The sequence below is a fragment of the Campylobacter troglodytis genome (assembly GCF_006864425.1).
Classification (GTDB): domain Bacteria; phylum Campylobacterota; class Campylobacteria; order Campylobacterales; family Campylobacteraceae; genus Campylobacter_D; species Campylobacter_D troglodytis.
This window is the reverse complement of sequence record NZ_QHLI01000049.1, coordinates 1-21,100: the sequence shown is the minus strand read 5'-3', so window position 1 is coordinate 21,100 and position 21,100 is coordinate 1. Positions and strand designations below refer to the sequence as shown.

Below are 21,100 nucleotides of genomic sequence, written 5' to 3'. Positions count from 1 at the left end.
AGATAACCATCTCGCTTTAAGGACTTAGCATCCTTTCTGCCGATACTCTTTCTAAGTATGCCTTCTAACATTTTTTGTCCTTTTTGTGAATTTTCGCATCTTTTGCGAATCTGTGAATTTTTGCATCTTTTGCTAAATGTTGATTTTAACAAAACTTAAAGCTCAATTAAACTTAAACTAAATTGAAATGTTTTTAAGTTATGATTATACCAATGAAAAACAAATACATAGTCCGTTTCCGAATTGTCTCAAAAAAATTTAAGGAATTTTGAAGTATTTTTTTGCTTCGTGCTACGCACTCGCAACTTTGCAAGAAGCCTTGATTTAAAGGCTAAAAGACGCTCAAATTTGCAAACTAACTTGTGCTTGCGTGAATGCAATTGTGCAGCAAGCTTTTAATCCTTAAAGAGTGCAAAAAAATTAGCAAGGTGAGAGCTAAAATTGAAGTTAATGAGAGTTATTTCTTGCTTCACTCGCAACTGTGAGCAAAAGAAACAAGACGAATATATGGAAAAAGGGAGCTTGGGGCTGGTCGCAAAAGTTTTTACTTGATGCTACGCATTTGCTACTTTGCAAGAAGGTATGCAAAAACGCTATGCTAATGTTTATACTAAGGTGGTAAAACAGTGCTTGGACAAAGAGTTGCCATCTATCATAAGGGATCTTATAGGGCTTAAAGAAAGTGAGATTTGTAGCGATAAGCTCAAAGCTATGATGGCTTGGTTGATTTTTTATTTCGCTAGGTCCCTCCCTTTGCGGAGTAAAGGCACATTATGGGGTAAAGCATAGCAAGAACGAATTTGCAAAGGCAAGAAATAATATCACAATGCCATAGATAATATTTTTGCGTTGCGCTCTTGTAACTGCGTAGTAGAAGTTTGCAAAGTTTGATTTAGCTAAATTTAAAGACTAAAAAAGAAAATCTTGTCCTTCACTTAAAGGAAACTGAATTTAGATATGGTAGCAAAATTTTAAGGCAATACTCTCATCAAAATTTGCTGAAATTGATAAGAGAAAATCCTGTTAAAATTAATTGAGCCAAATTTATTAAAATTAATAAGTCAAAATTCTATTAAAGCATTTTGAGTTAAGAATTTTAAATTCAAAGTAAAATTAGAAATAAATTTAAGCTTAAAAAGCTTAAAAATAGATTTAAAATTCACACAAACTAAGAGTTTTTAATTTTCTTCCTCTTTTTTATATCTATTTTCGTCTTTAAACTCCTCATAGCTTGCCACTTGTGCCTTGTAAGCCTTATATACATTTAAAATTGCAGCTGCTACTCCTATGAAAACGCCTAGCCAAAAAAGCCAAATGCTATTTGTCCATTTTTTAAGCACATAGCCTATGCCAACTCCCATCAAAACAGCCACCACCATAGATATGCCAAGGCTTAATCCATCAGCAGCCTCAACGCTTTTTTTGAAAAATCTTTGCTTTTTATTCATCTTTCTTTCCTTTTTTTGTCTAACTTTTTTGCTAAGGTTCTTAAAATTTTTTAAAATATTTACATAATTTTGTAAATTTGCGTGAATTTATCAGATTTTATCAAGCAGTCTTTTGCGGAATACTAACTACAGAGGACAAAGGACTGATTGCGGATTACAGAATACAGAAAATGGAGGAAGTGGGCTTGAATTTTAGGCGAATTTAAAGGTAAAAATGCACTGTGTGCGTTTGTGGATATTTCTCTACATTCAGTATGACAAGGTTTAGAATTTTATTTGAATTTTTGCTTTTTGCTACGCAAAACCCCCACCCCCTAAATCCCCTCTGCACTGCAGGGGGACTTTTGGTTTGAATCCAAAGATTCTCCCTCCCGCAGCACGAGTGGGGCTAGGGGGTGGGTATTAAATAGTGGGCAGAATTTTGCTTTGACTTATTTAGATTCTATGATTTTGATTTCATTCTCGTTTAAGTCATAAAGGCTATAAACTAGCTTGTCAATAAAGCTTTGTAAATTATTGATTTTTGTTTCGTGGTTTGTGTTTTTGTTTGATAAATCTTTAATTTCTAACTCGTCCTTTGAATTTGATAAATCTTTGATTTCTACTTCGTCCTTTAAATTTGCTGAATTTTTAAGCCTTGTTTCTTTCTTTTGACTTTGGGCTTTTTTGTTAAGTAGGGGAAATAAGACGGCTTGAGGGTTTGTGTCTTTGTCATATTGAGCATCAGTGTTGTCATTGCGAGCGAGTGCAACGAAGCGTGGCAATCCACAAAGCAAGGACATAGATTGCCACGATTTTGCTAATGCAAAATCTCGCAATGACACAATGCTTACAGAACGCCAACGCACCGCAAAGCTCATAAAGCCCATCTTGCGTGGCAGAGACATTAAAAGATATAGCTATAAATGGGCGAATTTATGGCTCATCAACACGCACAATGGCTATAAAATTTCGACTTGTCATTCTGAGGGAGCTAGGCGAAGTGAAAAATCTCAAACTCAATTTTGTCATTGCGAGCGAAGTGCGTAGCACGAAGCGAAGAATCTCTTTTTGAATTACGAGATACTTCGCAATGCTTAGTATGACAAAATTTCAGGCTTTTGTCTGAATTTTTTATGGATTGCCACGCTTCGTTGCACTCGCTCGCAATGACGGTGTGGAGTGGATTACTTCCAATGACCCACCCCCTAAATCCCCCTTTGCACGGCAGGGGGACTTGCCTTGTGAATTTCCACTCGCAAGGGGCTTTTGGTTTGCTTGGCTTTTTTATATGCCTTTTTCTATCAACTCTATTTCGCTCTCGTTTAAGTTATAAAGGCTATAAACTAGCTTGTCGATTTCTTGTTCGAGTAAAGCCCCCTCCCTTGCGGAGGGGGTTTGGGGGGTGGGTAAAAAAACCGCAGACAAGTCCCCCTGCCGTGCAAAGGGGGATTTAGGGGGTGGGTATGAAAACCTTGAAAATTCAAAAAACGACAAAAATTCAACAAATGCCTTGAATTCAAGCGAAAATTTACAAGAAAACACTCAAAATTCAACTACACAGTCATTGCGAGCGAGTGCAACGAAGCGTGGCAATCCACTCCACTTCGTCATTGCGAGAGAATCCGCAGGATTCTCGTGACAATCCACTTCACTTCGTCATTGCGAGGAAACATAGCTAACAAAGTAATCCACTACACACAGTCATTGCGAGCGAGTGCAACGAAGCGTGGCAATCCACTCCACTTCGTCATTGCGAGCGAGGAATGTGGCAATCCACAAAGCAAACACATAGATTGCCACAATTTTGCTAAGGCAAAATCTCGCAATGACGACACAAGCAAACTCGAACAAGAAATCGACAAGCTAGTTTATAGCCTTTATGACTTAAACGAGAATGAAATCAAGCTGATAGAAAAAGCATAAAAAGCTAAATAAACCAAAAGTCCCCCTCACTTGTGAGCGGGCTTGAAACCGCAGACAAGTCCCCCTGCCGTGCAAAGGGGGATTTAGGGGGTGGGTATGAAAACCCTAAAAATTTAAATGATGACAAAAATTCAACAAATGCCTTGAATTTAAAGGTAAATTCACAAGAAAATTCAAACATTTTGCAAGATAAAGGCGTGGAAAATTTGCAAATTTCTCAAAATGACAATTTTGCTAACGCAAAATTTGACCCACCCCCAAACCCCCTCCGCAAGGGAGGGGGCCTTTTATTGTCATTTTGAGCGAAAGCGAAAAATCTCAAGCCTTAAAATTCGTATTTTCCCTCTATAAAGTAGGTGCGTCCTTGTCCCACTATATACCCATATCCTGCGATGGTGTCGCTTGCATCGTGGTTGTAGTATTCATAGTAAAGCGTGTCGCCCACATTTCGCACACCAGCACTTAAAGTAAAGCCGCTAAATGTGCCAGAAACCCCTATATCTACGAGCGTGTAGGGCTTTAATGAGCGGTCTTCATCCACGCCAGTGGCTGTCTTGCTTACTACTTGTTGGCGTCCCACAAAGGCACTTTGCACCCAAAGCCCCAAGTGGCTGCCTAGTTCCACACTTGCACCAAGCGTGCCTTTGTAGTTGTAGGAATTTGGGATTTTGCCCCACTCTCCATTGTCCTTTTTCTCGGCTTTTATGTATGTAAAACTCTCGTTAAGCCCCAAAGCACCTCCAAAGAAATACTGCTCGCTTCCTACCTCCACGCCCAGCCGCCTTGTCTTGTCGTAGGTGTCATACTGCACGCCATCAACGGAGTGCGCGTTGCCTATGGTGTAAAACTCGTTGCTTGTGTCCGTGTAAAAAACGCTACCAGATAGCAAAATCATCCCTGCAAAGCTTTCTTTAAGTCCTATTTCATAGGTGTTGTAGGTTTCTTTTTTGAGATTTGTCGCTTCGTAGCGGTAGTTTGCGCTGCTTGTTCCCTCTCTTTTTAGCAAGTTGTTAGGCGATGGAGAAAGATACCCTCGCTCAAACTTCGCATAAATCGCACCTGTGTCGCTGAATTTTATGCTAGGGGTTAGTTCTAGGGCGAAGTTGTGGAGATTTTCTACAAGAGAGCCTTTTGTGGTGTAAGAAGTATTTAGCAAATTTGCATTTACTCCGGCATTTTGCCCTGTTAGTCTTATATTGTGTGAATTATCAACATTGATGAAATATCTTGCAAATTCATATCTAGCACCCCCTGTTAGAGAAAAATATTCGCCAAAATCGTATTTTTCTATGGCAAAGATAGAATTTGTCCATTTATTACCCGTAAAGGGTATGTGCATAGTGTGATCATAGGCTACATTTGTGTAGGTTGTAAAGGTTGGAGGACCTGGTGGTATGATAGGAAAATTTGGCATTCTAAGTGCTGCAAGGGGGTTTGGCGTGGTGATATGCTGATTCATAGTGCGTTTGGACCTTTGATAAAGGCTTTGAATGCCCGCTATAAACCTGCCGCTACCGTGTTTTAAGTCGATTTTGCCCTCTACGCCTACTTTTTGGTCGTCAAATAGCGAGCCACTTTGATCTGCTTGTGCGTTTGCAAATGTAGCCAAGGTTTGAGTGCCTTGCGAGTAGCCATAAGTGCTAAGCCTTGTAACGCTGTTTTTGTAATCCAAGCGGTTGTAGTGATAAAAAGCCCTTAAATTCCACTTGAAATCCTCGCTCACCTCGCTTTCATAGCCTAAATTCGTGGTGAAGCGGTTTTGGGTGTTGTGAAAATCGCCATTTCCTGCAAGGTTTCGCTCGTTTTTGCTAGGCTCGCTGCCTGCTGGCGTGGTATCCATAAACGAGTTGAAAGGGCTTGTGTGCATATTTGCGTGGTAAAAATCAGCGTCAAAATTCACGCTTTGCCCACTAGCAAAGTCGTGTAATATGCCAAAATTTGCCCCAGCCCCTGTGGTGCGGTCTTTTTCTCTGTATGAGCCTTTGTAAAGATAGCTCGCACCGACATTTATGTGTGTGTTTTCGCCGAATTTATCGCCGTATAGGACATTTGCGTTGTAGTTGTTTCCAGCATTAGCAAAATTTGTGCTTCTTGTGCTAGTAGTTACATTTGAATACCCAGCAGAAGCACTGAAAAAAGGTCTTTCAAAACGTTTTGTAGTGATGATATTTACCACGCCGCCGCGTGTGCCGTTGCCAAACATAACCGCACCCCCGCCCGGAAGTATCTCAATCTCTTGGATAAGATTTGGAGACACCGTATTTATGGGCGTTACGCCGTGCGAGCTATCTAACATATTTGCATAAACGCCGTTGATGAGCGTTTGCACACTTGTGTTTGCCTTGTTTCCTTGCCCTCGCAAGTCCAAATTCCCGCCTAGTCCTGTGTTTGACACGCTAGCAAAGGGTAAATAACGAAAAACACTTTCAGTATTTATGAAGCCTTTTTGTCTTATACTAGCTCCATTAATTTGATATATATTTCTATTTAGCTCATCAAGCTTGGAGGATACTAGTATGGCTGTTATATTGCTTTGCTCTAAGACATAGGGCTCATCTGCTAGGCTTACTGAGATAAGAGCCAAAGAACAACTTAAAGAAAGGCTGATCTTTTTACCCACAGTTAAACTGTTAGAAAAATGATTTTTAACACTCATAATTTTCCTTTAATTTTGATAATATTAAATTATAACCAAAAAATTTGGTTTTTAAAACAAAAGAAGTCTTTTATTGTGAATTTTTTCTTGTTTGGGTAAAATTTGCAAAGAAAATGCCTAAAAATCAAAAAAAGCAAAAAGAAATCTTGCTAAAAATTCAATTTTTACGCATTTTAAAGTCAAATTGAAGTAAAAAAAGGCTATAATGTGGCTCATTTTATTGAAAGGAAAGCAGTATGTCAGTTAAAAAAGCTAGGCTCGAGGATTTTGCAGATGATGAGGAAAATTTCGAGCAATTACTTGCCGAGTATGAGGGACACAAGAAAGAAAGTTCCTTGCTTGTAGGCAAGATTATTGAGATTAAAGATGAGGAAGCCTTTGTTGATATAGGAAGAAAATCAGAAGGGATCTTAGCCCTTTGCGAGATAAAGGATCCTAACGGTAATCTTTTATATAAACTTGGGGATGAGATCAAGGTAGCCGTTGTAGGATATAGCGGTGCCAAGCCTATAATTTCTCATAAAAAGGCTATAAGAAAAGAAAAGATAGAGGAATTTATAAAAAACTACAAAGAAGAGGATAAAGAACGGGTCTTTGAGGTTAAGATTATTAGCAAAAACAAGGGAGGTTTTGTTTGCTTGGATGAACATGGGGTTGAGTTTTTCTTGCCAAGATCTCAATATACCTTTAAGGATAGCAATGTACTTGGCAAAACTCTTAGAGTTAAGATCATCAAAATAGACAAAAACGAAGGTAGCATAGTTATATCTCGCAAGAAGGTCTTGGATGAGGAAAGAAGAAAGAAAAAAGAGCTCATTGATGAGCTTATAAACAAAACAGAGGCTATGGAGGGCATAGTTAAGAAGATTACAAGCTATGGTATGTTTGTGGATGTGGGGGGCATTGACGGACTTGTTCATTATAGTGAAATTTCTTATAAGGGACATGTAAATCCTAACGCTCTTTACAAGGAGGGTGATAAGGTTGTAGTTAAGATTATAAATTACGACAAGGACAAAAAGCATCTTTCTTTGTCTATCAAAGCAGCTATGCCAGATCCTTGGAATGAGATCAAAGATAGCTTGGAGGTAGGAGATACGATCAAGGTAAGCATCTCAAATATAGAAAGCTACGGAGCCTTTGTGGATGTAGGAAATGACATAGAGGGCTTTTTACACATAAGTGAGCTTTCTTGGGATAAAAACATCAAACATCCAAAAGAGTGCATACAAAAGGGGCAAGAGCTTGATGTTGAGGTTATAGAGATAAATCCTAGCGAGAAAAGACTTCGTGTATCTTTGAAAAATTTACTGCTTAAACCCTTTGATGAATTTATAAAGACACATAAGCTTGGCGATGTGGTGCAAGGCGAGGTTTCTTCTATCACAAATTTTGGAGCCTTCATCAAGCTTTCTTGCATAGAAGCCTTGCTACATAATGAAGATTGCTCTTGGGATAGAAATGAAAAATGCAAGGATCTTTACAAGGTAGGAGCTAAGATCGAAGTTAAGATCATCAAAATAGACAAGGAAAAGCAAAAGGTATCTTTAAGCACCAGAGAACTTACTCAAAGCCCTATACAAGAGTATGTAAAAGAACACAAGGTAGGAGATATAGTTGTGGGTAAGGTTAAGGACATAAAGGACTTTGGAATTTTTGTGGAGCTTAAAGAAGGAGTGGATGCTTTAATTCACAAAGAGGACATAAGCTCAAAGGATATGGAGACTTTAAGCATTGATGCTAGTATAGAAGCAAGCATAGTCTTTATAGATGAGAAGAAAAATAGAATTCGTCTGAGTGTAAAAAATCTACACAAGATCAAAGAAAGAGAGGTTCTTAATGAGCTTAATAATAACGAAAGGGTAAGCCTAGGAGATCTTATAAAAGAACAGCTCTCGTAAATATGAAAAAACTTATATTTTTTGTCATCTTGGCCTTGTTATTTATAGGCGTTGTTGGTAGCATTACTTATCTCATTTTTAAGCATGAGGATGAGCTTATTTTTAGCTCACAAGATACCACAGAACTAGATCTTGTCTTACCCCCACGCATAGATCTTAATGAAAGCGATAGTTTGTGGATAGATAAATTTTTAAAGATGGGCATTCAAAACTACGCCCCAGCAGCTGAAACATTTTCTATGAGCTTTAATGTCGACACAAGCATTCTTCGCCCCAAAAGCAAGTATTATCAACTCATCATAGATAAAAATGACATATACTCTATGTTTTGCCTCAAACAAACCTTAAATTCAGTTAATGTAAGATACTCACTCACCCGCACCAGCGAGATTACAGATATCTTCTTAGAAACAGATAGGCAAGAACTAGTACAAGATATAGTTAAAAAATTAAAAATCTATGACATAAATGCTAAATTTGAGGAGCTTTGGTTGTGAATTTAAGCTTTAAAAAAGCTGTTAAAAAGCTTTAAAATTTTAAAAAGCCTTGAAAAACCGTGAAAATTCAAAAAAGACTTTAAAAAGCTGTGAATTTTCTTATACAAAGCGTTGCGAGATATCTCAGCTCAAATTTGTCATACTGAGCGAAATATCTCAAGTTAATGTTTGTCATACTGAGCGAGGTATTTCAGCTTTCATTTGTTGTGCTAAGAGTTGCGAGGTGTCTCTTTAAATTCTTAGAGATTTTTTTGCTGTGGCTAGCACCTTGCAACCCTCTGGGTAGCTTTTTTAAAAGGTGCAAAATGACAAGAGTGATAAATTTAAGTTTTTTTTAAAAATACAAAATCCAGAAAGGAAAAAACTTATGAAAAAAAAGATTATTGTTTGTGATTCGATCTTAGATGAGGGTGTTAGGCTCTTAAAAGAAGCAGAGGATATAGAGTGTATAGAGGCTGCTAAGGTGCCAAAGGATGAGCTTCTTGCAATGCTAGGCGATGTAGATGTCGCCATTACAAGAAGTTCTACCGAGGTAAATGAAGCTTTTTTGGATGCTGCAAAGAATTTAAAGGCATTGATTAGAGCTGGGGTTGGGGTTGATAATGTAGATCTAAACGGTGCTTCAAAAAGAGGCATCATAGTGATGAATGTCCCAACAGCCAACACCATAGCCGCTGTTGAGCTTACTATGGCACATTTACTCTGCTCGGCACGAAGCTTTGTCAATGCTAGCAACTATTTAAAGCACGAGAGAAAATGGGAGAGAGAGAAGTGGTATGGGGTGGAGCTTATGGGCAAAATCCTTGGTATCATAGGCTTTGGCAATATAGGCTCAAGGGTTGGCGTGCGTGCAAAGGCATTTGGGATGAAGATCCTTGCTTATGATCCCTATATATCGCCATCCAAGGTAACAGATCTTGATATGCAATACACCACAAATTTAGACGACATACTCACAAAGAGCGATTTCATCACCATTCACACCCCTAAAACCAAAGAAACAAATGGTATGATAGGTCTTAGTGAGCTTGCCAAAATGAAGGATAAAATCCGCCTTATAAACTGTGCTAGAGGCGGGCTTTACACAGAAGAAGCTTTATGCGAGGGGCTTAAAAGTGGCAAAATCGCCTGGCTTGGCATAGACGTGTTTGATAAAGAACCAGCCACAAACAACCCCTTGCTTGAATTTGAAAACATCTCCACCACCGCACATTTGGGTGCGAATACCCTTGAAAGTCAGGCAAATATCGCCATACAAGCGTGTGAGCAAGCCCTTAACGCTGCAAGGGGCATTTCTTATCCAAATGCCTTGAATTTACCCATCAAAACCGAGGATCTACCTCCCTTTGTCGCTCCATACATAGAGTTAGTGTCAAAAATGGCTTTTTTGTGTGCTCAAATGCAAAAGGGTGCTATAAAGAGTATCAAGCTTGAAGCCCAGGGGCAAATTGCTGAGTTTGCCAAGTCTATGCTGACCTTTGCGGCTGTGGGTTCTTTGCAGGGCATTTTTGGAGATAATATCAACTATGTAAATGCTAATTTCATAGCCAAAGAAAATGGCATAAAGCTTGAAAGCTCACAAACTAAGAGCTCAGGCTATAATAACAAGCTTTGCGTGAAGATTAGCACTGAGACTGCAAGCTTTTCTGTGGCTGGGACTATTTTTGATGAAAATGAGCAGCGCATTGTGAATTTAAACGGCTTTAAGACGGATTTTAAGCCAAAGGGCAAGATGATAGTCTTTAAAAATAAGGACATTCCTGGTGTCATCGCTAAGATCAGCGGGATTTTAGCGGCAAATAATATCAACATAGCAGACTTTCGCTTGGGACGAGATGGCTCAGGCTATGCTTTGGCTGTGATCTTGGTGGATGAGAAGATCTCAAAGAAGGTCTTAGATGAGCTTAATGATTATGAAGCTTGTATCTTTGCTCATTATGCTGAGCTTTAAGGCTTGAAAATTCAAGCTGAGTTGAAGCTTTGCACACTTTTTTGGATTAATCATTTGTAGCTGTGATAAAAAACAAGCTTTTAAATAGCCTAAGTTTTATTTGTGAATTTGTTTTGAAACTGCTAAAATAGCCTAGCCTTTGTTTGTGAATTTGTTTTAAAACTGCGTAAAGGGACAAATTTTACGGTCATTCTTTGATGGATGGTATCTTTTAAGGAGCGAGGATTTAGACTTAAAAATTTGTCATATTGAGTGTGGCGACAAAGCTGAGTGTGGTGGGCGAGGGAGGCATTTTAAATCTTGCAAGGCCTCAGCAAAAAGATCTATAAATTCACAAAGCGGTTGTAAGGCTAAACATTAAAGTAAAAATATACATAAATTCACAAAGCGAGTTGCAAAATCTTAGCCACAGCAAAAGATCCATAAATTCACAAAGAGCGTGAATTTTCCCACCTTGCGTTTGTGCTAAAAGCTTGCTTTTGCTTGTGAATTTATTTTTAAGCTGTGTGAAAGCCTTAAAAGCCTTGTGAAATTAACACCAAGAAATTAAAATGCGAGGATTTGTTTTTTTTGAATGTCTAATTACTCTTGCTTTGAAGTTTAGCCTTGTAACAGTGCAAATAAAAAACGCTCAAAGTTTTCTTGTTTGTGGGGTGGCAATTCTTAAAGCCATAAGAGGATTTGCTGTGTCGTTTAGCTTTGTAAGCTGTCGCGGGTATAAATGGGGTATAAATGGGGTTTTTACTTCGATACGCTTGTAACACGCTGGATGCAAATGGGAGGCTATAAAAGCCCTCCTCGCTTTTGTTTTTGTGTTTTACACCTTGTAAGCTGCTGGGTGCGGAGGGGGAAGTTTAAAAACCACCTCCATTGCGAAGTGGGTTTTTGCTTCGCTACGCTTGCAACCCGTTGGGTGGGTGGGTAAATTCACGCATTTTGCGTGAATTTGTCATTGCGAGATGTCGCCTAGCAAAATCGTAGTGGCTGGGGCGAAGCGGTTTTTGCGTAGCAAAAATGTGTTAGCAGACGCGTAGCACGAAGTAAAATCCATAAAAAGCCTAAATTTTTGTCATATTGGGCAAAACGAAATATCTCAAAAAAGAGATTTTACACCAAAGGCTCAAAACGACAACACACAAAATGTGTAATTTGATGGCGAACCTAAAAGCCCTTTGTTTTGCGGAGGAGGAAACCCTTAAAGCCCCCTCCCTTGCGGAGGGGGTTGGGGGTGGGTATTTTGCAAAGAAAGGCTTAAATTGAAAGACAAGGCCTTAAATTTCGTCATTGCGAGACTTGACAAAGTCAAGTCGTGGCGGCTGGGGCGTAGCGGTTTTTGCGCAGCAAAAATGTGTTGCAAGACGCGTAGCACGAAGTAAAATCCATAAAAATTCAAGCAAAACCTTAAATTTTGTAATATTAAGTGTTGATGCCCAGCAGCTTGCAAGACATAGCCGAAGTAAAATACCCATAAATTCACGCTTTGAAAAAAGTGTGAAAAAGCTTCCTGATTTTTGCTTAGATGTTTTGCACCTTGCAAGCTACTGGGTGCGGAGGGGGGTTTTACTTTGATACGCTTGTAACACGCTGGGTGCAAAGGTTCTAAAAGCCTCTGCCGTGCGGAGTAGGAAACCTTTAAAGCCCCCTCACTTTTGCTTCGGCGTTTCACGCCTCGCAACCCGATGGGTGCGGAGAGAGGTTGGGGGTGGGTAAATTTGGTAAGTTTGACAAATTTATGTAACATTTCATTAAATTTGTGGCAAAATTCAACCAAGCTCTAAATTTTGAAAGTGAAACACTCATTTTAAATCCATAAAAATTCAAACAAAAGGCTTTAAAAAATGCAAATAAAACTTGTTTTAATCGAGGATGATAAGGACTTAAACGAGCTTTTGGTGCTTAAATTCAAGCGGCTAAATTTCGAGGTATTTTCCTTTTTCGATACCCAAGGAGTTAGTGAGCTTTTAGACGAGCAAGACCTTGACATCTTGCTTGTTGATAGAAACTTGCCCTTCAAAAAAGACGGCATAGACTTCGTCCGCACGCTTCGCAAAAGAGGATACAACGAGCCTGTAATTTTTCTAACTGCAAAAGCCTTGCAAAAGGACATTTTACAAGGCTTTGAGACGGGCTGTGATGATTATATCACCAAGCCCTTTGACTTTGATGAGCTTATACTTCGCATAAAAGCCCTTGTAAAACGTAACAAAAAAGAAAGTGAAAAGCTTGCTTACAAGGACTTTTTGCTAGATTTAGACAACCGCACCTGCTTTTTCAAGGGCTCGCAAATTCAGCTTTCTAGCCTTGAATTCGAGCTTTTAAAATGTTTTTTTGAAAACAAAAACACCCTTTTAAGCCGTGAATTTTTAGCTGAGCGCGTTTGGGATGATGCTAGCACAAATGATAAGACCATAAACATAGCACTTACAAGGCTTAGAAATAAATTTCCTACTCTAAAATCTTATATACAAAGCGTTAGAGGGGTTGGATATAGACTTTGTTAAAGACAAAACATATTTTCATTCTGCTTTTTTTAGCCCTCTTTGCGATCTTTGCTCTAAGCGTGTATTTGCTAGTTAGCTCAAACATACAAACCCTACTTTTTAAGCAATATGAGCAAAAACTAAAAACCCTTGATGATCTCTTGCGTTTTAAGCTTTTAGACGAGTTAAATCCGCAAAATATCAAGGAATTTGCTGCTAAAAGTAGAGCAGATTACATAATAGTCCAAAAGGCTGGGCTTGTTTTATCTAAAAATGCTTTAAATGCTAAATTAGACGGTAAGCCCTTAAATTCACATAAAGATATAAAAGATAGCAATTTAAGCGAGGATTTAAATACAGAAAATTCAAGCAAGAGCTTAGAACAAGATTTAAAAAATGAAGATCTTCAAGGTGAAAGCTTAAACGAGCTTGCAAAAGAAGAAAATTCAAGCAAAACAGATCAGAATTTACAAATTCATAATTTAAGCGCTGAGAGCCTAACTTTGCAAAATGAGCTAGATATAAACAAAGAGCCTCTACATTCACAAGAAGAAAATTCATTCAACTTATCAAATAAAGACTTAAATTCAACAAGTAAGAACAAAAGATCCTTAACTTCAAGCAAGGACAAGGATGTAAATTTATCAACCTCAAACGGTTATGAGAGTTTAAATTCAAGCACGGTAGCTTCAAGCAATAATTTAAGTAAAAATGAAGATCTTAATGATATGAATTCAAGTTTAAAGCAAACAAATTTAGAACAAAACGAGTTTGAGGATTTAAAGGATAATTTGGCTATTTTAGGCTTAAACGGTAAAACCAATGATACAAAGCAGGGTTTAAATGAGCTAGGAGCCACATCTTTTAAAGAGGCAAATTCAAGTAAAATTTTAAGCGAGTTAAAATCAAAAAACGAGGATTTACAAGAAAAGGACGAGGATTTAAAAAATGAAAACGAGGATTTAAAGGGCTTAGATGAGGGCTTAGAAAATGAGTTTTTTCTAAGAGAGGGTAGGACTTTTAGCTCTCTTGATGAGCCTTATGAGCTTTTAAGCTTAGTTCCTGACTCCATCTTTTTTGATTCAAGGATCTATGAGATCTTACTTAATGGCAAAAAGGCACTTGTTAAGGCTTATACCTTTGAGGATTATCGCTATTTAATAGCTGTGTATCCTCGTATTTTAGAGCTTCAAGGGTATTGGAGCAAGGTTTTTGTTATCTTTGTGCTTTGTGTGATCTTATTTTTCATCCTGCTTCAAATCTTTGCAAATAAGCTGAATTTAAGCTTTAAAAAGATCCTCTTTTTCCTAGATAATATCAACAAAGAAGGACACATTAGCCTTCAAAACTCTTTCTTTAAGGAGCTTAATCTCCTAAACGACAAGCTTTATAAGAGCAAAAATGAGCTTTTAAAAAAGCAAAATCTCATAAAAAAGCAAAATGCAAAGATCAGCCTCAAAAACACCCAGCTTTCAAGCATAATCTCAGCCATATCGCACGAGCTTAAAAATCCTCTAAGCGTGATCGAGCTTTCACTTTCCACCCTAAAAGAACAAGATCTAGACAAGGACACAAAGTCTTTAATGCTTGATAAAATACACGAGCAATGCCTAAAGCTTGACACGCTTACAAGCAAGCTAAATTTTGTTTTCAATTTAAACGAGCTAGCCTTGCAGAAGAAGCATTTTGATATATATGCTTTGTGTGAAAAGCTTGTTTTAAATCCCCTTTACAAGAGGGTTAGGATTCGTGGCAAATCTTGCGAAGTCCTAGCAGATGAGCTTTTAATCGAACAGGTGTTAATAAATTTACTCACAAATGCCCTAAAATACAGCCAAAAAGAGGTCTATCTCGTAGTAACTCCCCTAAAAAACGAGCTTAGAATTAGCATCAAAGATAGGGGCATAGGCATAGAAGAGGATAAGCTCAAATTAATCACTAAAAAATTTTACAAGATAGATCCTAGTAGTGAAAATTCCTTTGGCATAGGACTTTTCTTGGTTAAAAAGATCCTAGCCTTGCATAGATCTGAGCTACAAATTCAAAGTGAGCTTGGCAAGGGAAGTAAATTTAGCTTTAAGCTTGATCTAGCTTAAAATTCGAGGTTTAAAATCTTTTAAGCTTGGCTAATTAGGCATTTTACTAGACAGCATCAAAAGCAACTACGCAAAGAAGTTTTAATGTGGGCATTTTAACTTAAAGGATTTTTCAAGCTAAGGGCTAAATACACAAGGGCTATAAGTGTTTTTACCATTTATCTTAATGCAAGCTTAGCATTTAAAAAAGAAGTTTTTTGGCAAGGTGTCAGCATTTTAGGCTAGTTTCTTAAATTTAGCTTAAAATTTTAGATTTTTGATTGTTTCGTTTAACTTTGTTTTTTTAAGCTTTGTTACCGCGCTATATTTAAAAGCTCTAAGTTGGCTAAATCTTTAAAAATTTTAGCAAGGCTTGAAAACTAGCTTATATGAAGCTAAAATTCAATGATAGTAGCGATTTATGTGAATTTGAAATTCTTGCTTGAAAATGAGAGGCTAAAATTCAAGCATTTGCGAGTTTTTAGTGCTTTTAAAATGTGAATTTTAAACAGCTTGAAAATTTTTATCCTTAAAAAGCTTAGAATATTTACAAGCTTTAATGAAAACATAAGCTAAATTTGGCTATTATGCAAGGTTTATTTTAATATTTACAAGAAAGGAAGATCGTGCCTACTATAAATCAATTAGTTAGGAAAGAGCGCAAAAAGATTTTGACGAAGTCAAAGTCTCCTGCACTTAAGAATTGTCCGCAAAGAAGGGGCGTTTGCACCCGTGTTTATACCACAACGCCCAAAAAGCCAAACTCTGCCTTGCGTAAGGTAGCCAAGGTGCGCCTTACAAGTGGCTTTGAGGTCATTAGCTACATAGGTGGCGAGGGACACAATCTGCAAGAACACAGCATAGTGCTTGTTAGAGGCGGACGGGTTAAGGATTTACCGGGCGTGAAGTATCACATAGTGCGTGGTGCGCTTGATACAGCAGGCGTTGCCAAGAGGACGGTGTCTCGCTCTAAATACGGAGCAAAAAGACCTAAGGCTGGAGGCGGGGCTAGTAAATAGGCTTTTAAACGCTTGATACTTTGAATTTAGGTTCTTTTATAGAAAATTGTTGAAATTGTGGGATTGTTGCAAAAATTCACGCTTTTAAAGAAGATTGCAAAGGCTAAGAGCTAGTAGGCTGTAAATTGCCACATCTTGCTTTACAAGGCTTGCAATGACCTTGTGCTTTTTGCACGACTTTAAATTCAACACTTTTTATAAAAGAGCCTAAATAAAACCGGCGTTTCAAGGCTTGTAGTTGCGAGCAAAATTATGCGAAAACTTGCTCGCCAAAGACACAGGCAAGGCTCGTTAGATTTAGCCTTGTTTGAGTAAAATTTGCTTTTTAAGGCAAGAATTTGAGCCTTTGTGAATTTTTATTAAATTTAAACAAAAAATTCACGCATTGTTTGAATTTTTTGTGAATTTAAACAAAAAATTCATTCAGTGTTTGAATTTTTTAAGATTTAAATAAAAATTCACGCTTTTGCTGAATTTTAGACGAATTTTCGACAAAAATTCACAACAAGGCTGAATTTAATTTAACTAAAAAATTCACACCAAAGCTTGAATTTTCGCCTAAAAAAGCAGAAAAAATTTGAAGGAAAGAAAATGAGAAGAAGAAAGGCTCCCGTTAGGGAGGTGTTGCCAGATCCCATCTACACGAGCAAGGTTATCACAAAATTCATCAACGCTCTTATGTATGATGGCAAGAAAAGCGTAGCCACAAGCATTTTGTATGGGGCATTAGAGAGCATTGACAAAAAGAGTCAAGAAAAAAAGGGCATAGAGATTTTCAACGATGCCATCGAAAATATCAAGCCCATTTTGGAGGTAAAGTCCCGCAGGGTAGGAGGTGCGACCTATCAAGTGCCTGTTGAGGTGCGTCCAAGTAGGCAGCAAGCCCTAGCCATTCGCTGGATAATCTCCTTTGCTAGAAAGCGAAACGAAAGAACTATGATAGAAAAGTTAGCAGCCGAGCTAATGGACGCTGCAAATTCAAAGGGAGCTTCCTTTAAGAAAAAAGAAGACACCTACAAAATGGCAGAGGCAAACAAGGCTTTTGCACATTACCGCTGGTAAAAAGGATAGCAAATGTCAAGAACTACACCCTTAAAGCGAGTGCGAAACATAGGAATCGCCGCTCACATAGACGCTGGCAAGACGACAACAAGCGAGAGGATACTCTTTTTCACAGGAATGAGCCATAAAATAGGCGAGGTGCACGATGGAGCCGCCACTATGGACTGGATGGAGCAGGAAAAAGAAAGGGGCATCACCATCACAAGTGCGGCTACTACTTGCTTTTGGAAGGATTTTCAAGTAAATCTCATAGACACCCCCGGACACGTGGATTTTACCATAGAAGTAGAGCGTTCAATGCGTGTTTTAGACGGGGCTGTGGCTGTTTTTTGCTCTGTGGGAGGCGTGCAGCCTCAAAGTGAGACAGTTTGGCGTCAAGCAAACAAATACGGCGTTCCACGCATAATCTTTGTCAATAAAATGGACCGCATAGGTGCAAATTTTTATAGCGTTGAAGAGCAGGTTAAAAACCGCCTCAAAGCAAATCCTGTCCCCATACAAATCCCTATCGGTGCGGAGGATGATTTCAAGGGCGTTATCGACTTAGTGAGTATGAAAGCACTCGTGTGGGAGGATGATACTAAGCCTACAAATTATGTCGAACAAGAAATTCCAGCGAATTTAAAGGACAAGGCTGAGGAATACCGCACCAAGATGATAGAAGCAGTTAGCGAGACAAGCGATGAGCTGATGGAAAAATACCTTGCAGGTGAGGATTTAAACGAGGATGAGATAAGGGCGGGCTTAAAGGCTGGATGTTTAAGCCTTAGCCTTGTGCCTATGCTTTGTGGCACGGCTTTTAAAAACAAAGGCGTTCAGCCCCTGCTTGATGCTGTGGTGGCTTATTTACCTGCACCTGATGAGGTGGCTAACATTAAGGGCGAGTATGAGGACGGCAAGGAAGCCGTGGTAAAATCCACAGACGATGGCGAATTTGCTGCCCTTGCCTTTAAGATAATGACAGACCCCTTTGTAGGACAGCTTACCTTCGTGCGAGTTTATCGCGGAAGCCTTGAAAGCGGAAGTTATGCTTATAACTCCACAAAGGATAAAAAAGAAAGAATCGGGCGTTTGCTAAAAATGCACTCAAACAAAAGAGAAGAGATTAAGGTGCTTTATGCGGGCGAAATCGGTGCTGTGGTGGGGCTTAAAGATACGCTCACAGGAGATACCCTATCAAGCGAAAAAGACAAGGTGATTTTGGAAAAAATGGACTTTCCAGACCCTGTTATTAGCGTGGCTGTTGAGCCAAAGACCAAGGCAGATCAAGAAAAGATGTCCATCGCTTTAAGCAAGCTAGCCCAAGAGGATCCAAGCTTTAGGGTCAATACAGACGAGGAAAGCGGACAGACCATTATCTCTGGTATGGGTGAGCTTCATCTTGAAATTATCGTAGATAGAATGCTTCGTGAATTTAAGGTAGAAGCAGAGGTGGGTCAGCCTCAGGTTGCCTACCGTGAGACCATTAGAAAGACAGTTGAGCAAGAGTATAAATACGCCAAGCAAAGCGGTGGTCGGGGGCAGTATGGACACGTCTTTTTACGGCTTGAACCAAAGGACGCTGGCAGTGGCTATGAGTTTGTAAATGACATCAAAGGTGGCGTGATACCCAAAGAATACATACCTGCTGTGGATAAGGGCATACAAGAAGCCTTGCAAAATGGCGTTTTGGCAGGCTATCCTGTCGAAGATGTCAAGGTAACTGTGTATGATGGCAGCTATCACGAGGTGGATTCAAGCGAGATGGCATTTAAGCTCGCTGCTTCTATGGGCTTTAAGGAAGGTGCTAGAAAGGCTGGTGCTGTGATACTTGAGCCTATGATGAAGGTTGAGGTGGAAACGCCAGAAGATTATATGGGCGATGTTATAGGCGATTTGAACAAGCGCCGTGGGCAGGTAAATTCTATGGATGAGCGTGGTGGCAATAAAATCATAACCGCCTTTTGTCCCTTGGCTGAAATGTTTGGCTACTCGACAGATTTACGCTCACAAACTCAAGGACGCGCCACTTATACAATGGAGTTTGATCATTATGACGAGGTGCCAAAGAATGTGAGTGAGGAGATTATTAAAAAACGCAATGGCTAAAAGGCTGCGATTTTTGAGTGCTTTTAAATGAGCTTGTAAAAATCTCACTGCGACAGACTAAATGTCTAGTCTTGTGAGATTTTTACTTCACAACATTTAAAATCATCTCAAAACTCTTTGCCTTTGTAAATTTTAGGTGAAAATTGATAAAATTCATCTAAAATTCTGTGCCTTTTTGAATTTGCAGACAAATTGCCTTTGTGAATTTGAGATGAAAATTTGCAAAATTCATCTAAAATTTGTGCCTTGTTGAAATTCAATTTGACTTAATGTTTTGAAAAGCCTAAAAAGCTTTTCTATCCTCCGTTGTCAGTAGTCCGTTTTCTGTAATCTGAACGCCCTCGTAGCTCAGCTGGATAGAGCGCAAAATTCCTAATTTTGAGGCCGTGAGTTCGAATCTCGCCGTGGGCACCACAAAACATTATTTTAGTTTTCTCACATTTTCAAACACTTCTCTTAAATGCCTATATAATGAGCTTTATGACTTATTTATTAACTTTTCTTTTGTGCAGTAAGTTTTTTCCAAATAATTAATGAGATAATTAGAGGACTATTCATTTTATTAAGGCACTAGCTCTAATTAGCCCTTAAAATAAGGTGAAAACTATGGCAAATGTGGCAAAAACCTATTTGAGTGATAAGGATATAAGAAATCTGCTGACAAAAGAGAAAAAATACTGCAAGGTTGTTGGAAGTCCAAAAGAGCTTTATATCTATGTAAATCCCAAAGGCACAAAGAAGTTTGCTTTAAGGCTAAATGTCGATGGCAAGGAAGTTTTTTATGGCTTGAAAGAGTTTAGAGAGGGTATTTACAGCGTAGCCAAGGCGAGAAAAGACGCTATAGCTGTGTTGAAAAGGTATCAGCAGTTAGTAAGTGTGGATTTACTTAAAAATGGCAACGAAAAATACAGCTTTGGCAATCTTTTTAAGCTTTGTATTGAGCAAAAGCAAAAGAAAGGATTAAGTTTAGACTATCTTAGAAAGTCAAGTCAAATGTGTGAAAAATATCTCTTACCAAGCCTTGCAAAAAGAGATGTTAAAACTATTTCTTATAGTGATTTACTCGCCATCTTAAACGCCATTTATAAGCCAAACAATCCAGCCACAAGTCGCCTTGACACCAACGCTACTTGATTAACTTTTTGCACGAGATTTTTAGCCTAGCCTTGAAAGATAGGTATATAGACTTTGATCAAAGCTATGGTTTAAAGCAAGAATTTCCAACGAGGGTAAAATTTAATCAAATTTAAGAGTTAAACGGCGATACCCAGCTTTGACAAAGGACGGTGATTTAAGAGAATTCATAAGAGATTTAAAAAACGACAATAGGCTAGAACTTCAAACCAAAAGGGCGATTTATATTCAAATTTTAAGCACAAATCGCCATTTTAACACGGTTTTAGCAAGGTGGGAATACATTGACTTTCAAAACGCACTTTGGACTATACCAGCTAGGGATATGAAAACTAAAATGCCACACAAAATACCACTAACTAGGCTTATGCTTAAAATTCTCAAAGAACAGCAGCTATTTAGCAAGGGCATAAATGAATTTATCTTTCCTAGCAGTGGAAAAAAGCGACATATAATTATAGAGGGCATACAAAAGGCGATTAGAAATCTAGAATATAAGGACAAGTATAAGAGTAAGGTAACTCCGCACGGCTTTCGTGCTATCTTTCGCACAATCTACTCTCAATATAAAGTAAAGCTTAGAGCTTGGCATAAGTGAGGAAGTCATAGAAAGTGCATTAGCTCACAAAGAATTCAAGCAAGTTAAATTTTCTTATAAGAAAAAGCTGCTTTGGAGCAAAAAATAACGCTTTTGCAGTGGTGGATTATTTAAATGGCATTGAGGATTTGGGGATTTAAAAAGTAAATGTGGCTCAATTAAATTTAAACCAAAGGGTTTTTAAGTTAAGTCCTATGAAAAACAAAGATTCGTTTCTGAATTTCGCAGATATAATTTAGGGAATTACGAAGCATTTTTTTGCTTCGTTACACTCGCAACTTTGCAA

The 21,100-nt window shown here is 38.4% G+C and carries 22 protein-coding genes, 1 tRNA gene and 2 pseudogenes; 20 read left to right on the top strand and 5 right to left on the bottom strand.

What is annotated here, in order from left to right:
• Nucleotides 1-582 precede the first annotated feature (582 nt).
• Together DMC01_RS15275 and DMC01_RS16700 are read left to right on the top strand one after the other, a co-directional pair.
• Nucleotides 583-789, top strand: a complete 207-nt coding sequence (locus tag DMC01_RS15275) for a hypothetical protein (protein WP_246059173.1) — start codon at nt 583-585, stop codon at nt 787-789.
• A pseudogene (locus DMC01_RS16700) lies at nt 758-1,037 on the top strand (IS1595 family transposase); the annotation flags it as partial. The gene DMC01_RS15275 and the pseudogene DMC01_RS16700, both read left to right, overlap by 32 nt.
• 141 nt (nt 1,038-1,178) lie before the next feature.
• On the opposite strand, the gene DMC01_RS09700 reads toward DMC01_RS16700, so the two are convergent.
• Complete coding sequence (locus DMC01_RS09700) at nt 1,179-1,448, bottom strand: AtpZ/AtpI family protein (RefSeq protein WP_142694031.1); 270 nt, start codon at nt 1,446-1,448, stop codon at nt 1,179-1,181.
• Between the two features lie 221 nt (nt 1,449-1,669).
• Between DMC01_RS09700 and DMC01_RS16000 the strand changes: the two genes are divergently transcribed.
• A complete protein-coding gene (locus DMC01_RS16000) occupies nt 1,670-1,801 on the top strand; it encodes a hypothetical protein (RefSeq protein ID WP_282432296.1) in 132 nt (43 codons plus the stop codon).
• A 78-nt stretch (nt 1,802-1,879) separates the two neighbouring features.
• Here DMC01_RS16000 and DMC01_RS09695 read toward each other — a convergent pair whose 3' ends face one another.
• Nucleotides 1,880-2,266, bottom strand: coding sequence for a hypothetical protein (locus DMC01_RS09695; protein ID WP_142694030.1), 387 nt, complete (start codon nt 2,264-2,266; stop codon nt 1,880-1,882).
• Between the two features lie 16 nt (nt 2,267-2,282).
• Between DMC01_RS09695 and DMC01_RS16695 the strand changes: the two are divergent.
• Nucleotides 2,283-2,393: pseudogene (locus tag DMC01_RS16695) on the top strand (hypothetical protein); the annotation flags it as partial.
• Nucleotides 2,394-2,714: 321 nt separating this feature from the next.
• On the opposite strand, the gene DMC01_RS13630 reads toward DMC01_RS16695, so the two are convergent.
• On the bottom strand, nt 2,715-2,855 hold the full coding sequence (locus DMC01_RS13630) for a hypothetical protein (protein WP_185908852.1): 141 nt from the start codon (nt 2,853-2,855) through the stop codon (nt 2,715-2,717).
• Here DMC01_RS13630 and DMC01_RS09680 point away from each other — a divergent pair.
• Genes DMC01_RS09680 through DMC01_RS09670 form a run of 3 tightly spaced genes read left to right on the top strand, consistent with a single transcriptional unit; the run spans nt 2,833 to nt 3,655 of the window.
• Complete coding sequence (locus tag DMC01_RS09680) at nt 2,833-3,069, top strand: hypothetical protein (protein WP_142694028.1); 237 nt, start codon at nt 2,833-2,835, stop codon at nt 3,067-3,069. The genes DMC01_RS13630 and DMC01_RS09680 overlap by 23 nt on opposite strands.
• A complete protein-coding gene (locus DMC01_RS09675) occupies nt 3,066-3,353 on the top strand; it encodes a hypothetical protein (RefSeq protein ID WP_142694027.1) in 288 nt (95 codons plus the stop codon). Before DMC01_RS09680 ends, DMC01_RS09675 begins: the two co-directional genes overlap by 4 nt.
• Nucleotides 3,354-3,385: 32 nt before the next feature.
• Nucleotides 3,386-3,655, top strand: a complete 270-nt coding sequence (locus tag DMC01_RS09670; RefSeq protein WP_142694026.1) for a hypothetical protein — start codon at nt 3,386-3,388, stop codon at nt 3,653-3,655.
• Nucleotides 3,656-3,678: 23 nt separating this feature from the next.
• Here the strand turns inward: DMC01_RS09670 and DMC01_RS09665 are convergent, their stop codons facing one another.
• Complete coding sequence (locus DMC01_RS09665; protein WP_142694025.1) at nt 3,679-6,009, bottom strand: TonB-dependent receptor; 2,331 nt, start codon at nt 6,007-6,009, stop codon at nt 3,679-3,681.
• 236 nt (nt 6,010-6,245) lie between these two features.
• Between DMC01_RS09665 and DMC01_RS09660 the strand changes: the two genes are divergently transcribed.
• The 5 genes from DMC01_RS09660 to DMC01_RS09640 all read left to right on the top strand — a co-directional run bounded on the left by DMC01_RS09660 (nt 6,246) and on the right by DMC01_RS09640 (nt 11,927).
• Nucleotides 6,246-7,910 carry a 30S ribosomal protein S1 gene (locus DMC01_RS09660; protein ID WP_142694024.1) on the top strand — a complete coding sequence of 555 codons (1,665 nt, stop codon included), beginning with the start codon at nt 6,246-6,248 and terminating at the stop codon, nt 7,908-7,910.
• A gap of 2 nt (nt 7,911-7,912) precedes the next feature.
• Nucleotides 7,913-8,407 (top strand): hypothetical protein, encoded by a 495-nt coding sequence (locus DMC01_RS09655; RefSeq protein ID WP_142694023.1) that lies wholly within the window; start codon nt 7,913-7,915, stop codon nt 8,405-8,407.
• 367 nt (nt 8,408-8,774) lie between these two features.
• On the top strand, nt 8,775-10,358 hold the full coding sequence (gene serA, locus DMC01_RS09650; protein ID WP_142694022.1) for a phosphoglycerate dehydrogenase: 1,584 nt from the start codon (nt 8,775-8,777) through the stop codon (nt 10,356-10,358).
• Nucleotides 10,359-10,909: 551 nt separating this feature from the next.
• Nucleotides 10,910-11,119 carry a hypothetical protein gene (locus tag DMC01_RS09645; RefSeq protein ID WP_142694021.1) on the top strand — a complete coding sequence of 70 codons (210 nt, stop codon included), beginning with the start codon at nt 10,910-10,912 and terminating at the stop codon, nt 11,117-11,119.
• A 523-nt stretch (nt 11,120-11,642) separates the two neighbouring features.
• Entirely contained in the window at nt 11,643-11,927 is a 285-nt protein-coding gene (locus tag DMC01_RS09640) for a hypothetical protein (protein WP_142694020.1), read from the top strand.
• Between the two features lie 93 nt (nt 11,928-12,020).
• On the opposite strand, the gene DMC01_RS13625 is transcribed toward DMC01_RS09640, so the two are convergent.
• Nucleotides 12,021-12,158, bottom strand: a complete 138-nt coding sequence (locus DMC01_RS13625; protein WP_185908851.1) for a hypothetical protein — start codon at nt 12,156-12,158, stop codon at nt 12,021-12,023.
• 38 nt (nt 12,159-12,196) lie between these two features.
• On the opposite strand from DMC01_RS13625, the gene DMC01_RS09635 reads away from it, so the two are divergent.
• The 8 genes from DMC01_RS09635 (at nt 12,197) to DMC01_RS15260 (ending at nt 20,814) form a co-directional block, all read left to right on the top strand.
• Nucleotides 12,197-12,859, top strand: a complete 663-nt coding sequence (locus DMC01_RS09635; protein ID WP_142694019.1) for a response regulator transcription factor — start codon at nt 12,197-12,199, stop codon at nt 12,857-12,859.
• The gene (locus tag DMC01_RS09630) at nt 12,853-14,934 is read left to right on the top strand and encodes a sensor histidine kinase (RefSeq protein ID WP_142694018.1); all 2,082 of its coding nucleotides are present in this window, start codon (nt 12,853-12,855) and stop codon (nt 14,932-14,934) included. Before DMC01_RS09635 ends, DMC01_RS09630 begins: the two co-directional genes overlap by 7 nt.
• A 605-nt stretch (nt 14,935-15,539) precedes the next feature.
• Nucleotides 15,540-15,932, top strand: a complete 393-nt coding sequence (gene rpsL, locus DMC01_RS09625; protein WP_142694017.1) for a 30S ribosomal protein S12 — start codon at nt 15,540-15,542, stop codon at nt 15,930-15,932.
• A gap of 591 nt (nt 15,933-16,523) precedes the next feature.
• Entirely contained in the window at nt 16,524-16,994 is a 471-nt protein-coding gene (rpsG, locus tag DMC01_RS09620) for a 30S ribosomal protein S7 (RefSeq protein ID WP_142694016.1), read from the top strand.
• Between the two features lie 12 nt (nt 16,995-17,006).
• Complete coding sequence (gene fusA / locus DMC01_RS09615) at nt 17,007-19,082, top strand: elongation factor G (RefSeq protein WP_142694015.1); 2,076 nt, start codon at nt 17,007-17,009, stop codon at nt 19,080-19,082.
• Nucleotides 19,083-19,419: 337 nt separating this feature from the next.
• Nucleotides 19,420-19,496 (top strand) — tRNA-Arg (locus tag DMC01_RS09610).
• A 192-nt stretch (nt 19,497-19,688) separates the two neighbouring features.
• Nucleotides 19,689-20,216, top strand: a complete 528-nt coding sequence (locus tag DMC01_RS15265; protein WP_246059170.1) for an Arm DNA-binding domain-containing protein — start codon at nt 19,689-19,691, stop codon at nt 20,214-20,216.
• A gap of 139 nt (nt 20,217-20,355) precedes the next feature.
• Complete coding sequence (locus tag DMC01_RS15260) at nt 20,356-20,814, top strand: tyrosine-type recombinase/integrase (RefSeq protein ID WP_246059168.1); 459 nt, start codon at nt 20,356-20,358, stop codon at nt 20,812-20,814.
• Nucleotides 20,815-21,100 lie beyond the last annotated feature (286 nt).

Excerpts from the sequence above, each read along its gene's own strand:
- DMC01_RS13625 (WP_185908851.1), bottom strand. The coding sequence starts at position 12,158 with ATGAGTGTTTCACTTTCAAAATTTAGAGCTTGGTTGAATTTTGCCACA.
- DMC01_RS09645 (WP_142694021.1), top strand. The coding sequence starts at position 10,910 with ATGCGAGGATTTGTTTTTTTTGAATGTCTAATTACTCTTGCTTTGAAG.
- DMC01_RS15275 (WP_246059173.1), top strand. The coding sequence starts at position 583 with ATGCAAAAACGCTATGCTAATGTTTATACTAAGGTGGTAAAACAGTGC.
- DMC01_RS09655 (WP_142694023.1), top strand. The coding sequence starts at position 7,913 with ATGAAAAAACTTATATTTTTTGTCATCTTGGCCTTGTTATTTATAGGC.
- DMC01_RS09700 (WP_142694031.1), bottom strand. The coding sequence starts at position 1,448 with ATGAATAAAAAGCAAAGATTTTTCAAAAAAAGCGTTGAGGCTGCTGAT.
- DMC01_RS09635 (WP_142694019.1), top strand. The coding sequence starts at position 12,197 with ATGCAAATAAAACTTGTTTTAATCGAGGATGATAAGGACTTAAACGAG.
- fusA (WP_142694015.1), top strand. The coding sequence starts at position 17,007 with ATGTCAAGAACTACACCCTTAAAGCGAGTGCGAAACATAGGAATCGCC.
- DMC01_RS15265 (WP_246059170.1), top strand. The coding sequence starts at position 19,689 with ATGGCAAATGTGGCAAAAACCTATTTGAGTGATAAGGATATAAGAAAT.
- DMC01_RS09665 (WP_142694025.1), bottom strand. The coding sequence starts at position 6,009 with ATGAGTGTTAAAAATCATTTTTCTAACAGTTTAACTGTGGGTAAAAAG.
- serA (WP_142694022.1), top strand. The coding sequence starts at position 8,775 with ATGAAAAAAAAGATTATTGTTTGTGATTCGATCTTAGATGAGGGTGTT.
- DMC01_RS09660 (WP_142694024.1), top strand. The coding sequence starts at position 6,246 with ATGTCAGTTAAAAAAGCTAGGCTCGAGGATTTTGCAGATGATGAGGAA.
- rpsG (WP_142694016.1), top strand. The coding sequence starts at position 16,524 with ATGAGAAGAAGAAAGGCTCCCGTTAGGGAGGTGTTGCCAGATCCCATC.